The organism is Treponema pedis, assembly GCF_017161325.1.
GTDB lineage: Bacteria > Spirochaetota > Spirochaetia > Treponematales > Treponemataceae > Treponema_B > Treponema_B pedis.
The window spans coordinates 2,389,695-2,403,863 of sequence record NZ_CP045670.1; the positions used below are offsets into that span (position 1 = coordinate 2,389,695).

Annotated in this window: 13 protein-coding genes and 1 tRNA gene; 7 read left to right on the top strand and 7 right to left on the bottom strand. The window is 36.7% G+C overall.

The genetic code is table 11. The features are described 5' to 3' along the window. The 5 genes from DYQ05_RS11015 to DYQ05_RS11035 form a co-directional block, all read right to left on the bottom strand. Complete coding sequence (locus DYQ05_RS11015; RefSeq protein WP_206183435.1) at nt 1-1,053, bottom strand: ATP-binding cassette domain-containing protein; 1,053 nt, start codon at nt 1,051-1,053, stop codon at nt 1-3. 36 nt (nt 1,054-1,089) lie between these two features. Beyond that, on the bottom strand, nt 1,090-2,343 hold the full coding sequence (locus DYQ05_RS11020) for a peptidase U32 family protein (RefSeq protein WP_206183436.1): 1,254 nt from the start codon (nt 2,341-2,343) through the stop codon (nt 1,090-1,092). A 41-nt stretch (nt 2,344-2,384) separates the two neighbouring features. After that, a complete protein-coding gene (locus DYQ05_RS11025) occupies nt 2,385-3,296 on the bottom strand; it encodes an alpha/beta hydrolase (RefSeq protein WP_206183437.1) in 912 nt (303 codons plus the stop codon). 19 nt (nt 3,297-3,315) lie between these two features. After that, nucleotides 3,316-5,067: an ABC transporter ATP-binding protein gene (locus tag DYQ05_RS11030; protein ID WP_029410069.1), complete on the bottom strand. Its 1,752-nt coding sequence runs from the start codon at nt 5,065-5,067 to the stop codon at nt 3,316-3,318. A gap of 94 nt (nt 5,068-5,161) precedes the next feature. Further along, on the bottom strand, nt 5,162-5,878 hold the full coding sequence (locus DYQ05_RS11035) for a hypothetical protein (protein WP_024467246.1): 717 nt from the start codon (nt 5,876-5,878) through the stop codon (nt 5,162-5,164). A gap of 223 nt (nt 5,879-6,101) precedes the next feature. Between DYQ05_RS11035 and DYQ05_RS11040 the strand changes: the two genes are divergently transcribed. Next, the gene (locus tag DYQ05_RS11040) at nt 6,102-6,245 is read left to right on the top strand and encodes a hypothetical protein (RefSeq protein WP_206183438.1); all 144 of its coding nucleotides are present in this window, start codon (nt 6,102-6,104) and stop codon (nt 6,243-6,245) included. A gap of 52 nt (nt 6,246-6,297) precedes the next feature. Here DYQ05_RS11040 and DYQ05_RS11045 read toward each other — a convergent pair whose 3' ends face one another. Then, on the bottom strand, nt 6,298-6,990 hold the full coding sequence (locus DYQ05_RS11045; protein ID WP_020966097.1) for a TVP38/TMEM64 family protein: 693 nt from the start codon (nt 6,988-6,990) through the stop codon (nt 6,298-6,300). Between the two features lie 146 nt (nt 6,991-7,136). Between DYQ05_RS11045 and DYQ05_RS11050 the strand changes: the two genes are divergently transcribed. From DYQ05_RS11050 to murA, 6 genes are all read left to right on the top strand, one after another. Beyond that, a complete protein-coding gene (locus tag DYQ05_RS11050) occupies nt 7,137-8,738 on the top strand; it encodes an ATP-binding protein (protein ID WP_029408985.1) in 1,602 nt (533 codons plus the stop codon). A 113-nt stretch (nt 8,739-8,851) separates the two neighbouring features. Beyond that, a complete protein-coding gene (locus tag DYQ05_RS11055) occupies nt 8,852-9,571 on the top strand; it encodes an energy-coupling factor transporter transmembrane component T family protein (protein ID WP_152513034.1) in 720 nt (239 codons plus the stop codon). Beyond that, nucleotides 9,559-10,344: an energy-coupling factor ABC transporter ATP-binding protein gene (locus DYQ05_RS11060; protein WP_206183439.1), complete on the top strand. Its 786-nt coding sequence runs from the start codon at nt 9,559-9,561 to the stop codon at nt 10,342-10,344. Before DYQ05_RS11055 ends, DYQ05_RS11060 begins: the two co-directional genes overlap by 13 nt. A gap of 86 nt (nt 10,345-10,430) precedes the next feature. Beyond that, nucleotides 10,431-10,502, top strand: a tRNA-Glu gene (locus DYQ05_RS11065). 151 nt (nt 10,503-10,653) lie between these two features. Then, nucleotides 10,654-11,364 carry an early set domain-containing protein gene (locus tag DYQ05_RS11070; protein WP_038095413.1) on the top strand — a complete coding sequence of 237 codons (711 nt, stop codon included), beginning with the start codon at nt 10,654-10,656 and terminating at the stop codon, nt 11,362-11,364. Between the two features lie 14 nt (nt 11,365-11,378). Beyond that, entirely contained in the window at nt 11,379-12,656 is a 1,278-nt protein-coding gene (murA, locus tag DYQ05_RS11075; RefSeq protein ID WP_206183440.1) for a UDP-N-acetylglucosamine 1-carboxyvinyltransferase, read from the top strand. A gap of 82 nt (nt 12,657-12,738) precedes the next feature. On the opposite strand, the gene radA is transcribed toward murA, so the two are convergent. Further along, entirely contained in the window at nt 12,739-14,127 is a 1,389-nt protein-coding gene (radA, locus tag DYQ05_RS11080; protein ID WP_038099250.1) for a DNA repair protein RadA, read from the bottom strand. Between the last annotated feature and the right edge of the window lie 42 nt (nt 14,128-14,169).

Genomic DNA, 14,169 nt, shown 5'->3' on the forward strand with positions numbered 1-14,169 from the left:
CTATGCTAAAAGTTTTCCGCTTCTTAACATAGTCCGCAAATATTGAATTCTCTCATCTATAATTTCAAGTTCGGCAAGTACTTTTTTTTCTTCAAGCGATGTTTCTATTACCGCAGCAATTCCGCCGTTCTTAATTACAATGCGTCTATCCGCATAAAGAGCCAAGGCGGGGTCATGAGTTGCCATTAAAACTATTTTTTCTTTTGAAACTAAAAGCTCCAAAGCCTTTTTTCTGTCAATTCCCGCATTTTCTATTTCATCAATCAATACTATCGGAGAAGAACTTAAAATAGCCGTATCGGCAATCATCAATGCCCGCGACTGACCTCCGCTTAAAGCTGTAATAGCGGTAGAAAGGTTAAATTTTTCTCCTGCAAGATTATTTGCCGCTTCTATTATATTTTCGGTAATAATTTTTTTATTTTCGATTAATCGGCTTTCCGCATGTAAAGCAATAAATTCTTCAACGGATAAATCCATTACGAAATTCATATTTTGTGAAACCTGAGCAACCAATTTATTATTAACGGAAAATCGTATACTTTTATCGGGCAATTTTCCGTTAATTAAAACGGTTCTATTTGTAGGGGTATCTTTTTGCGCAGCCCATTCTATATCTGCAAGCAGCCTGGATTTACCTGAACCCGTAGGGCCTACGATTGAAATAATTTGCGAAGTATGTAAAACAAGCTCTCCGAAACTTTCAGGCTTTCCGGTTTTATCGGTACCGGGTAAAACGGTTAAACTTTTGACGGTATTGTCGCTTTCCAAATTCAAAAAACTTTTCATTTGAATTACATATTCAAAAAAAGAATCGTAAAGCACTTGTCTATTTATTGCATTTTCTTCAAGTTTCTCTTCGGAAACTGAAAGCAAAAACCGTTCAAAAGTTTTTTCCAGATTCTCATAAATTTTTAATCCGTTTAAACGGTTTTCGTTAAAAAAATCTTCAACAAAAGGATACTCTTTTAAAATTTCTCCTATGGATTTTTGTGCAAGAGTTTTATTATCTTCCGATTGTAATGTCAATTTAAAACTATTCTCTTCTTTCATATTTTAACCCGGTTTATTTTAATTTAAAAACTCGCTTTAAACCTTACAACGTACTAAAAATTTTTCCGCAACAGGTTGTGCCGTTTTTATAATACAACCGTGTCCGTGACAAACCCAATCCATTTTTTCCTTCGTTTCCGGGTTCAACAAAATATATCCGTTGTCCTTAATCGAACAAATATCGGGGCCTACATATTCCAATTCAACACCGGCATTGATTTTATTCATAGAAATAAATTCATATTCATCGGAAGATATTTTTTCCCCTATCGTACCTGCAAGCATATAAGGAGATTTTGTTTCCCCTGCGGTAGTTTTATTCGCTTCTTCCGAAGAAAAATAAAAACCTGTTGCAAACTCTCTGTGCGCGGTATTGTAAAGTTCATTTACAAAGGGCTTTGCCTCCGCTTCAGTTATTTTACCATCCAAGTAATCAAGCTGTTTACGATAAGAACGTGCAGTTAATGCGGTATAATAAATGCTTTTCATTCTACCTTCGATTTTTATTGCATCGGCACCGGCTTGTTTTAATTTATCCAAGTGGTCTATCATACATAAATCTTTTGAAGAAAACATTGCGGTATAATTTTCTCCTTCCTCAATCGGAAAATATTCACCGGCTCTTTCCGATTCTTCAACTGCAAAACTTGCGGAATTTTCTTTTAATGAAGAAAGGAGTTTGTAATTCCAGCGGCATGAGTGAGAGCAGGAACCTGCATTTGCGCTTCTATTTGTTAAATATGCACTTACAAGACAGCGGCCTGAATAAGCGATGCACATTGCTCCATGTGCAAAACACTCAAGCTGCATTTCAGGCACTTTTTGTTTTATTTCCGCAATATCGTTTAAATCCGCTTCCCGACCCAATACAATTCTGGAAAATCCGAGAGAGCGGTATACTTTTACCGCTTCATAGTTTATACAATTTGCCTGAGTACTTAAATGAAGCGGAATATCCGGAAACATTTTTTTTAAAACGCTTGCAATTCCTATATCTTGAACAATAAAGGCATCGAAAGGATATTTTTTAAAGTAATCCGCTTCCGCAAAAAACGCTTTTAAATCCGAATTATGAAATGTAATATTAATTGCACAAAAAAGTTTTTTAGTTAAACCTCTTTTTTTATATTCGTTTTTTAAAGCTTCAATATTTTTATATTCATCATCAAAAAAATTATCGGCCTTTGTCCTTAGAGAAAAATTTTTTAATCCGATATAGGCCGCATCGGCTCCGTATTCCCATGCATAATTAAGTTTTTCAAAATTGCCCGCAGGCGAAACAAGTTCCATTTTTATTACCTTTAATTATATTAAAATATATAGTTTAATTTTTATTCTTCATTTTTGCAAAAAAACGAGTTTACTCTTTTACCTATACTTCCGACAGCAAGATGAGCTTCGGCAAAATAATCAGGCAAGGCTTGAAATAAATGAGGCATTCCTTTATAAATTTCAAGCTCTACACTTCCACCCGCTTCTTCAATTTTTTGTTTAAGCAAAACGGAATCCGCATAAAGGATTTCATGTCCGCCGCATTGAATATAAACTTTAGGAAAATTCTCAAAGCTGCCGAATAACGGCGAAACCAAATTATTGGTTAAGTTTTTTTCGTAAGTATAAAGTTTTGCGGAACGCAAAAGAGAATCTTTAGAAAAAACAAAGTCTTTTTTTCTGTTTAAATTTAATTCTTCGTTTGTACAACTTAAATCCGCCCAAGGCGAAAGTAAAACAACAAATGATGGAAGAGGAAGTTTTTTACTTTTTAAATAGTGAATTAAAGCAATTATCAAGCCTCCGCCCGCACCGTCGCCTGCAAGTATAATATTTTCAATGTCGATTTTCTCTTCATCGGCTAAACGGGCATATACATTGTATAAATCTTCCAATGCCGTCGGAAAAGGATATTCAGGTGCCAATCTATATTCCGGCAAATAAAGACTTGCGGAAGATTCATGAGCAAGCGAAGCGCAAAAACTTCTGTAAGATTTACAAGAACCTGAAATAAATGAGCCGCCATGAGCATACAAAACGGTTCTTCCTAAAACAGCCATTTCAGGACGCAATAAATCGGTATGTATTCCTTTAAATTCTTTTTCGCAAATTTCAACATTATTCGGAGTATGCGGCGAGTAAAAAATATTTTCATATTCTTTGCGCAGTTCTTCCAATGAAGACTTAACCGAAAATGTAGTTTTTTTAAATTGTTTTTTTAATTTATAAATACCGTTAAATCCTGCCGGCATATTCTCCTCCTCATATAGTTTAAATTTCATCAAGTTTACGTAAACCGGCATATATACCGTTTAGTTTTAATAACTCCGCATGCGAACCTCTTTCCGCAATTCCCTCATCGGTAATTACTAAAATCGTATCGGCGTTTCTGATAGTTGAAAGCCTGTGAGCAATTACAATTACGGTTCTGTTTTCCGAAAGCTCTTCGATTGCCTTTTGAATCAACACTTCGTTTTCCGTATCCAAAGCCGAAGTTGCCTCATCTAAAATAAGAATTGGAGGATTTTTTAAAAATACACGTGCAATCGAAATACGCTGTTTTTGACCGCCTGAAAGCCTTACCCCTCTCTCTCCTACATAGGAATCATATCCGTCTTTTAAGCTTAAAATAAAATCATGAATATGCGCATTTTTTGCAGCCTGAATAATTTCTTCATCTCCGGCCTCAGGGTTTCCGTAAGCTATATTTTCTTTAATTGTTCCTCCGAAAAGATAAACGTCCTGCTGTACAATTCCTATATTTCCGCGTAAAGATTTTAGCGTCAAACTGCGTATATCCTTTCCGTCTATTGTAATTTTTCCGCTTGTTACATCGTAAAACCTGGGAAGAAGAGAGCAAATTGTAGTTTTACCGCTTCCTGACGGACCTACAAGGGCAACCGTTTTTCCTGCAGGAATATTTATTGAAATATTTTTTAATACGCTGCTGTTTTTGTTATAAGAAAAATCAACATTTTCATATTTAATATCGCCTTTTACGTTTTTTAATTCTTCGGCATTTTTATCTTCGGTAACGGACGGAACCGTTTCAATAATTTCCAAAAAACGTTTAAACCCTGCCGAACCTTTTTGAAGCATTTCGGTAAAATTTAAAAGAACGTTAATAGGAGCAATATAAATGTTAATATATAAAACGTAAATAGTTAAATCCGCAACGGTTAAGGTTTCGGCTGCAATAAAAAAAACTCCGGCTGCTACGGTAATAACAAAAAAAAGACCCTGCAAAAATCCGTTCCCCGCAAAATATCTTCCCATTTGCGTATAATTTAAATATTTTGAATGAACAAAGGCTTCGTTTGCCTTATAAAATTTTTTACTTTCCAATTCTTCATTTGCAAAAGATTGAACAACCCTTATTCCGGAAAGTGAATCCTGAACTTGAGAATTTATTCCTGCAACGGTTTTTCTGTTAAGCATAAATACTTTTTGCATTCTCTTATTTTCAAAATAAGTAAATATAATCATTGCAAAGGTTACAAACATTAAAATTAAGGTCAGTTTTACATTTATAAATAAAAGTAAAATAAATGAACCGAGAATTTTTATTGCCGAAATAAACAGATTTTCAGGCCCGTGATGTGCAAGCTCTGAAATATCGAATAAATCCGAAACAATACGCGAAATCATATCGCCCGTATTGTGGTTATCGTAATAAGAAAACGAAAGTTTTTGCAAGTGATTAAAAAGGTCATTTCGCATATCGCGTTCCATACGGGCACCCATTATATGGCCCCATGATGTTATAAAATACTGGGCAAAATATTTTAAAATATAAAGCCCTAAAAGAATACTTGAAATAATCAAGCCTAAATTTATTATCTCTTGCTTAAACCCTTGAGCATATCCCATTTGCGGAATAATACGGGTTAGATAACGTATTACTTGCGGAAAGACCAAATCTACCGCCGAGACTGCAAAGGCACATAGTAAATCGAAAAAAAATAAAAATTTATACGGCTTATAATAAGCTGCAAACTTACGAAAGGCTGTTTTTTTCTGCATAAGACTTTTATAATATATGATATGAGTAAAAAAGTAAAGCGGTAGTTTTAACTGCCGCTTTGCAATTTTCTTTTAAGGTTGGGAAAATCGATTATTACGGAGTAAATTTTACTTCAACAAAAATAGCATCGCGAACACAAAGAATTTCCGCTAAGGGAATATTTGCATAAGCCTTATTTCCCTCTTTTTGTCCTCTTCCGAAAGGCTTAACACTTATACTCTGTACTTTTTTAGGACAGGTAACGGAAACTTTCATAACCGATTTTTTAAGTTCTGCGGCAAGTTTTTCTCCGTAAGCACTTTTAATCAACTCAATATAACCTTCAGAATCAAGATTTTCACCGGTAATTGCAGGAGCCATTAAAAGTTCTACATATTCTTTATCATCTGAAGACAATAGATTTACAAACTCCTTGATATTATCGGGCCCTATTGCAAATAAAAGAGTTCCTTCTTTCATATCAGTTTTAACAAAGGCTTGTTCCTCCTGCATTTGCTCTTTTGAAATTTTAAGCTTGGCATTTATTCCCGCAAGAGACTCGGTATTTATTGAAAGCACCTTAACACCCTTTTCTTCAAGCTGCCCCTTAATTTCTTCAGCATTAAAAATAGATTTGTTTTCAGCTCTTTCTTCTTTAGAAAAATTTGATACATTTTCTAAAAGAGAATCCATAACCGCCGATGTTTTTATATCGAGCGTTACTACCGTATCTCCGGAAGGTTGAATAAAGATATCGGTTTTAGGAGAGCATGATAAGATAAGTATTGAACACAATGCCGTAAAAAAAATAAATTTAAAAGTATTTTTCATTATAACCTCTTTAGTTAAATATCGGGTATAAATTGCAAGGATTTTAGTCTTGCAATACTTCAAAAAAAGAAGATACCGGCTATATAAACAACAAAGGCCAAAAAAGTTTCATGCATTTATATTTAAATCGGTAATGGGATAAAAATCTCTTCCGTTTCTTTAAGTTTATTTACCCTTCCCTTTATCTTTTTCATAAATATCGCATAGGAGTTTGTTCCGGCTCATGTACTGCAAAAATTCTTTCAGTTCTCCGTCCGTTTTTTCCGCCGCCGTGCCGTTTTTCAGTTTCAACAGTCTTTCTTCGGTGGAACAGTCGGAACAGTCAAAGACGGCCGATAAAAATACGGCTCACTTCTTCTGCGGGTGAAACTCCGCCTTATGCACTTATAATCCATAGTTTATTATAATGTCAAGCTTTTTTATTTTCCGTTTATTTTATGGAAAATAAACATTCCGAAAACAGCTATAAGTCCTCCTGCGGCAAAAAATATAAAAGCAAGCATATAACGGTTTTCCGCAAATACCTTCCCTGCAACCGTAGAAGTAATAATTGAAGGTGTCCGGGCAAGCGTTGATATAAAAAGCCAATCCCTCATTTTAATCGGTGTAAGAGCTGCCGTATAAGTAAGAAGGTCTTTAGGTGTGCCCGGGATAAAAAAGACTATAAAAGTTATAAGATTTAGCTTTTTCTTATTTTGAAAAATCTTTACCGATTCTATTTTTTCAGGGGGAATAAACAGCTCTACAACAGGCCTTCCGAAACGTTTTACCGTTAAAAAAATTACCGCACTTGCCGCAAAAATTCCTACAAGACAAATTATACAACCTTCGATTGCACCGAAAGCATAACCTGCCCCCAATTCAAAAGGTTCTCCCGGTATTATAGCAAAAATTACCTGAAAAAAAACCGCCGTACAAAAAAATAACCTGCTCAAAACAGGATTAAGTCTTACATACTCATGAACACGTTGCGCATTTGTTACAAAGTCAATTATAGGTTTTCCCCAAAAAATATAAACAACAATACTTAACACAGTGAATAAAAACAAAACAAAAACGGCAATAATTTTCCGCTGTTTATCGGTAAAATCCTTATGTAGTTTTCCGCTCATGAAGTCATTATAATTACGTCATTACGGTCTGTCAACTCCATTTTACCGATTTTCCATATATCCGTTTTGACGGAATAAAACAAATAAACTCTGAGGTCCCTTATAAATTTTTTTTAATTATGTTAAAATATAAAGCGGAGGTATTTATGGATTTCAGTAGAAGACTGCCTATAGGCGTACAAAGTTTTGAAGTTATGCGAAGCGATAAATTTCTCTATGTCGATAAAACGGAATTCGTTTACCGTCTCGTTAATTCAAGCAGGGTATATTTTTTAAGCCGTCCGCGCCGCTTCGGTAAAAGCCTCTTTCTTTCCACATTGGAAGCCTTCTTTTTAGGCAAAAAAGAATTATTTACGGGCTTAAAAATTGCGGAATCGGAAGACGCTCAAAGCACCCCGTGGAAAAAATATCCGGTTCTCCGCTTTGATTTCAGCCCGAAAAATTACGAAACTGAAAAATCAATTTACGAGATTATCGATTCGAATTTATCGTCAATTGAAACTATGTATTCCATACCTAAAACAAAGAACGCTCCTGAAGACAGATTTAAATTTATTTTAGAAACCTTACATAATAAAACCGAAGAAAAGGCAGTCGTGCTTGTTGACGAATACGATAAACCTCTTTTACAAACAATGAATGTAAACGAAAAATTAAATGAAAAATACCGAAACGTTTTAAAAGCCTTTTATTCTGTATTAAAAAGCTGTGACCACGTTATACGCTTTGCCTTTTTAACGGGAGTTACCAAGTTCAGTAAGGTAAGTATTTTCAGCGATTTAAACAATTTAAACGATATAAGCTTAAAACCCGATTACTCGGGAATATGCGGAATTACTCAAAGCGAACTTGAAAATACTTTTAAACCCGAAATAGAAGTCTTGGCGGAAAGAAACAGGTTAAGCTATGAGCAATGTATAAAAACATTAAAACAAAATTATGACGGCTATTGTTTTGCGGACGGAACGGAAAATATGTATAACCCTTTCAGCTTATTAAATGTGTTTGACGGAAAACAATTTGAATATTATTGGTTTGCAACGGGAACGCCTACATTTTTGGTAAATGCTTTAAAAGAGGCAAATTATAATATACCCGATTTGGACGGAAATGTGGAAATGGACGCCTCGGGATTATCGGATTACAGGGCGGGAAACGATTCTGCAATACCTATTTTATTTCAAGCGGGATACTTAACCATAAAGAGCTACGACAGTGATTATAAGATGTATAGGCTAGGCTTTCCCAATGATGAGGTAAGATACGGCTTTTTGCATAATCTTTTACCGGCGTATTCAAATTTAAATTTCGGGGATACGGCGTTCAGCGTAGTAAGTTTTACAAAAGACCTTAGAGCCGGGCGGGTGGAAGAGTTTATGCAAAGATTAAAGTCCATAATGGCGAGTATTCCCTACGATAATGTAAAGAAGGAAAGCGGAGAAAGCCTTGCATTAAGGGAGCATAATTTTCAAATATGCGTTTATTTGGTGTTTGCCCTTATGGGACAGTTTGTAAAAACAGAAACGCATTGTGCAGGCGGGAGAAGCGATTGTACGGTGGAAACCGAAAATACGATTTATATTTTCGAGTTTAAATTAAAAGGAAGTGCGGAGGAAGCCTTAAAGCAAATAATAGAAAAAAAATATGCTGAAGCATACAGGGCTGAAGACAAAGAAATAGTTTTAATAGGCGTAAGTTTTAATGCGGAAGAAAAAACGGTAGGAGAATGGCTTACGGAAAAAGCGTAAACTAAAATTGCAGCACTTACGGCTCAAACGATTTTAAATCCCCCTTGTTGTAATTTTATTATAAATGTGATATTGTGCTTACAATATTAAATTAAGGGATTCTTCAATTTACAATGAAAATTTTAAATTTGCGCTCCGCTCCGCAAGTAACTTTAACAATCTTGGTCTTATTTTTATTTTATCTTTCCGCTGTTAAGCATTTGGAAATTCTTATAATATGGCTTATAATAATTATAGGTGTTATCCTTATTTTTTCCAAAGAAAAAATAAGGAATTTAAAATCGGTTTTAGGTGTTTTACCTTTTATAATTATGGTGCTCATACCGTTTTTTATACATGGATTTTCATGGGATTCTCTTGAGCAAAAAGAGTTCTCGGAAAAACTTATTATCCGTTTAATGTGCGCTATGATGAGCGTTTCATTTATTTCCGCACGATATTCTTATTTATACCTGGTTGAAGGTGTTTTAAAATTAGGCCTTCCTAATTTTTTAAACCAAATCATTGCACTTACCTTTAGATACTTCTTTATGATACGTGAAGATGTGGATAAAACCTCAAAAGCTATGAATGCACGCTGTTTCGATAATGCACCGTTTTTTACAAAACTTTCAAGCTATGGAGAAATGATAGGCGGCTTTTTTTTAAAATCCTCCGACCACGGCGAAAAGGTTTACAACGCAATGCGTTCCAGAGGTTTTACTGCGGAAAGTAAATTTAAAACCGAAAAAATAAATTCGCTACGGAATATTGCATATCTTATAATTTGTGCTGCAATTTTTATAGCTCTAACTGTTTTTGACAGATTTGCGGAGGTAAAATGGCTATTTTAATTAAAGATTTATCTTATACATATCCCGACGGCAGACAGGCCCTAAAAAATGTAAATATGGAATTTCAAACCGGAAAAAAGACTGCAATTGTAGGTTTAAACGGTTCGGGAAAATCAACCCTTCTTTATCATCTGAACGGAACAATACTGCCGCAAACGGGAAGCGTAAGCGTTTTAGGCGAAGAAGTTTGTAAAAAGAATTTAAATTCCATTAGAAAAAAGGCTGGGTTTTTATTCGACTACCCCGACCATCAGCTTTTTTTAACCACCGTTTATGAAGACATAGGCTTCGGATTAAAAAATCTCGGGAAGGATAAAAACGCGACGGCTTCAGCTGTAGATAAAATTTTATCGGAGCTTAATATCGGCCATTTAAAAGATTACCCTCCGTATCAATTAAGTTTGGGGCAAAAAAAGATTTGCGCAATTGCAGGAATATTGGTAATGCAGCCTGAAATAATAATTTGCGACGAACCTTTTTCAGGTTTGGACAGCAGGGTAAAAGAAAATTTTAAAAATATTCTCGACGATTTTTCCGCAAAAGGGAAGACAATAATTTTTTCCACTCACGATCAGGAATTTTGTTATGAATGGGCCGATAATATTTTTATTATGAATAAGGGCGAAATAATAGCCTCCGGCGAAACGGTAAATATCTTCAATAATAAAGAAATATTGGAAAAGGCCGGACTGGTTATGCCTAAACTTGCACGCCTTTTCGGAAACAGAAATCCGGCTCCCAGAAACGTAGAAGAAGCCTTAAATCCTGTGTAGATTTTTTTTATTTTTTCTATATTTCCTATTGACATTATTATAAAAATACTATATACTCTCTTTTCGTCGGCTATGTGCCGGTTTATGTCTCCTTCGTCTAGTGGTTAGGACATCGGGTTTTCATCCCGACAACAGGGGTTCAATTCCCCTAGGAGATGCTTTAGAAAAGCTCTGAAGTATTTTGTAAATCTTCAGAGCTTTTTTTATGTCTTTTTCCCTTTAAAAGAGGATTTTTTTGATAACGGCTAAATAAAGAAAATTATTAAGTTTTCCGTATATATTCCGAAACTCTAAATGCGGAGTTTTCAAATGAGGAAGATAAAAAAGAAATTTATATTTTTTTTAGTTTCGGTATTAAGCATTATTTCCGTCTTTGCCGAACAGGATGAATATGTATACGGTCAACTTGTAGAAACTATATCTCGTGTAGGAATACCTAAAATTGAAGGCAGATATATAATATTTACCGCTTCAGGAAAAAGACATGCGGGGATTTCATTTGCCCATGAAGATTACAGGCATATCCATTCCTTTAAAAAATTGGTTCGTTCCGATTTTCAAAGCGATGCCGAAAATCAAATTTTATTTTATATTTTTCAAATTCCTGACGGCATAGGAGAAATCCGCTACAGACTTGTAATCGACGGCCTTTGGTCTTCGGACCCTGAAAACCCCGATTCGGTTTTCGATTATACTCATGGAATGAGCGTATCGGTCGTAAACGTTCCTTTTTATAAAGAATATAAAACTTCTATAGAAGGAAAAAACCTTGTAAGGTTTACATATATAGGAGAAGCAAAACAAAGAATAAAACTGGCGGGGACTTTCAATAATTGGGACCCTTTTATGTACGAAATGGAAGAGGTTGTTCCGGGCAGATATGAGCTTGCTTTAAATTTACCTAAAGGGACTTGGTTTTATGCCTATTTTTCGGGAAGTATGCAGCTGCCCGATTCTACAAATAAAAACTATGTTTATACTGCCGACGGCCGCAGGGCTTCGGTAATTACAATTCAATAAACCGGAGAAATTTTATGCACAAATACATAATTCAAGGCGGCTTTCCCGTTAAGGGAACAATTAAGGCAAGCGGCAATAAAAACGCGGCACTTCCCTGCATTGCGGCGGCTCTTCTTTCGGAGGAAGCCGTTATTTTAAAAAATATTCCCGAAATAGAAGATGTCTTTGTAATGCTTAAAGTGTTTGAGGCTTTGGGAGGCATAACCGAAAAACTTGAAAAGAATATTTTTAAGCTTCAAATGAAAAAAATCAAATCAAGTGAAATTCCTGAAGAATTGGCGGCAAAAATACGGGCATCTATCTTATTTGCAGGACCTCTTCTTGCAAGAACGGGCAAGGCCGTCCTTCCCCCTCCCGGAGGAGATGTAATAGGAAGAAGAAGACTGGATACTCACTTTTTAGCTCTGACGGAACTCGGCGCAAGGGTTGAAACGGACCAAAATTTTTCATTTATTGCACACAAATTAAAGGGGTCGGATATGTTTTTAGATGAAGCTTCCGTTACCGCTACGGAAAATGCGGTTATGGCGGCTTGTCTTGCGGAAGGAACTACAATTATTACAAATGCGGCAAGCGAACCGCATGTTCAGGAACTTTGCATAATGCTGAATAAAATGGGAGCTAAAATTTCAGGCGTGGGCTCCAATATTCTTACTATCGAAGGAGTGGAAAAGCTGGGCGGTACGGAGCATAAAATAGGTCCCGATTATATGGAAATAGGCTCATTTATAGGACTTGCAGCCGTTACCCGCGGACAGCTTAAAATTACCGATGTGGAACCTAAGGATATGCGTCCTCTAAAGGTGGCTTTCGGCAAGCTGGGTATAGGCTGGAGACTTGAAGGGTCAACTTTAACGGTACCTGACCAGCAGCGTATGCAGGTAAACTGCGACTTGGGCGGAATGATTCCTAAAATAGATGATGCTCCGTGGCCGGGTTTCCCTCCGGATTTAACCAGTATTATGACGGTAATTGCAACTCAAGTTGAAGGCACGGTTTTAATTCATGAAAAGATGTTTGAATCCAGAATGTTTTTTGTAGATAAACTAATAGGAATGGGTGCAAGGATAACCCTATGCGACCCGCATCGCGCAGTTATTTCAGGCCCCAGCGCCTTACACGGAAGCGAACTTGTTTCGCCGGATGTCCGCGCCGGTATGGCTATGGTGCTTGCCGCCTGCTGCGCCAGAGGTGAAAGCATTATACGCAATGTTTATCAAATTGAGCGCGGATACGAACATCTTGTAGAAAGGCTTCAATCCATAGGCGTAAAAATTACAAAAAAAGAATAAATTTTGTCTTACAGGCAGACTCCGTATTCAGTATAATACGGAGCCGAATTTAAAAAAAAGAATTAATCAGAAGCTAAAGTCTTTACGGTTTAAAGGCTTCTTTTATAACCGAGCTTAAATTTTCCGCAGTAAAAACGTTTTTTATATCAATATCAAAAGGCTCCGAATCGGAAAAAGGCGGCGAAAATACTTTTATAAAACCCATTCCTTGAGCGGTTTTAATACGCGGTTTTAGCCGCTTAACCGGTCGTATTTCTCCCGCAAGGCTAAGCTCTCCTATATAAGCTTCATTTTGTTTTGCAGGGAGACCTGTTCTTGCGGAATAAAGGGCCAAGGCTATAGCCAAATCGGCAGCGGGTTCACGCAATCTTATTCCGCCTGCAACATTTATATAAATGTCCTGGTCCGAAAACTGTAAACCTATTCTTTTTTCCAAAACGGCGGCTATGCGGCTTACTCTGGCGGAATCTATCTTATCTGAAAACACGCGGGTAACGGCACCTTTTGCGGGTACGGTTAAGGCTTGTATTTCCACCATAAAGACTCTTGAGCCTTCAAAAACGGGTACTGCCGCGGAACCTGCCGGAAGGGCTCCCGTTCTTCCAGTTATAAAAAGAGATGAAGGGTCTTCAATCGGTTTTAAGCCGAATTCGTCCATGGAAAAAATACCAAGTTCGTCAACGGAACCGAAGCGGTTTTTTAATGCCCGCAAAAATCTTACATCATCTTCGGTACGTTCAAAAGAAATTACGGTATCGACTAAATGCTCCAACACCTTAGGCCCTGCTATATTTCCGTCTTTTGTAACATGTGCGGTTAAAAAAAGTACGCTGTCTCTCTCTTTTACCCAAGACACAAGCTCGTGAGCGCAAAGCTTTAGCTGATTAATCGTACCAGGAATTGCACCTGCATCTGCGGAATACATAGTTTGAATGGAATCTATGACTACAAAAACGGGGTTTACCTTATTTAAAACTCGCTCCACGTCTTCAAATTTACAAGTACATAAAAGTTCGATATTTTTTAACGGAAGAGCCAGCCTGTCGGCTCTGGCACGTATTTGTCCGCCCGATTCTTCTCCTGAAACATAAAGCACCTTTTTTCCGCAAAAAGCTGCGGCTTGTAAAAGAAGAGTGGACTTTCCTATACCGGGCTCTCCTCCTATTAAAACGGCTGAACGCTTTACCGCTCCTCCTCCCAAAACCCTGTCGAATTCCGGAATACCCGAACTTAAACGCACTGCATCGTTTGCTTCAACGGATTCAAGCGGAATTGAAGACGCCCGTTTTGAAAATTTTTCGGCTGAAAGTCCTTCTCCCCCCCGTACGGAAGGCGTATAGTCTTCGTTAAGTGTAACTTCTTCAAATGTATTCCATTCCCCGCAATCGGGGCATCTTCCGAGCCAGCGGGGCTGAGTGTATCCGCAATTAGAACATTTAAAAGCGGTTTCTCCGGTTTTCTTTTTTGACATAAATTTAATATACAAAAAGCCGTAAATTGTGTAAAGGGATAA

What these genes read in the sequence shown, in the direction of transcription:
- DYQ05_RS11015 (WP_206183435.1), bottom strand. Translation starts at nt 1,053, where the DNA reads ATGAAAGAAGAGAATAGTTTTAAATTGACATTACAATCGGAAGATAAT.
- DYQ05_RS11020 (WP_206183436.1), bottom strand. Translation starts at nt 2,343, where the DNA reads ATGGAACTTGTTTCGCCTGCGGGCAATTTTGAAAAACTTAATTATGCA.
- DYQ05_RS11025 (WP_206183437.1), bottom strand. Translation starts at nt 3,296, where the DNA reads ATGCCGGCAGGATTTAACGGTATTTATAAATTAAAAAAACAATTTAAA.
- DYQ05_RS11030 (WP_029410069.1), bottom strand. Translation starts at nt 5,067, where the DNA reads ATGCAGAAAAAAACAGCCTTTCGTAAGTTTGCAGCTTATTATAAGCCG.
- DYQ05_RS11035 (WP_024467246.1), bottom strand. Translation starts at nt 5,878, where the DNA reads ATGAAAAATACTTTTAAATTTATTTTTTTTACGGCATTGTGTTCAATA.
- DYQ05_RS11040 (WP_206183438.1), top strand. Translation starts at nt 6,102, where the DNA reads ATGTACTGCAAAAATTCTTTCAGTTCTCCGTCCGTTTTTTCCGCCGCC.
- DYQ05_RS11045 (WP_020966097.1), bottom strand. Translation starts at nt 6,990, where the DNA reads ATGAGCGGAAAACTACATAAGGATTTTACCGATAAACAGCGGAAAATT.
- DYQ05_RS11050 (WP_029408985.1), top strand. Translation starts at nt 7,137, where the DNA reads ATGGATTTCAGTAGAAGACTGCCTATAGGCGTACAAAGTTTTGAAGTT.
- DYQ05_RS11055 (WP_152513034.1), top strand. Translation starts at nt 8,852, where the DNA reads ATGAAAATTTTAAATTTGCGCTCCGCTCCGCAAGTAACTTTAACAATC.
- DYQ05_RS11060 (WP_206183439.1), top strand. Translation starts at nt 9,559, where the DNA reads ATGGCTATTTTAATTAAAGATTTATCTTATACATATCCCGACGGCAGA.
- DYQ05_RS11070 (WP_038095413.1), top strand. Translation starts at nt 10,654, where the DNA reads ATGAGGAAGATAAAAAAGAAATTTATATTTTTTTTAGTTTCGGTATTA.
- murA (WP_206183440.1), top strand. Translation starts at nt 11,379, where the DNA reads ATGCACAAATACATAATTCAAGGCGGCTTTCCCGTTAAGGGAACAATT.
- radA (WP_038099250.1), bottom strand. Translation starts at nt 14,127, where the DNA reads ATGTCAAAAAAGAAAACCGGAGAAACCGCTTTTAAATGTTCTAATTGC.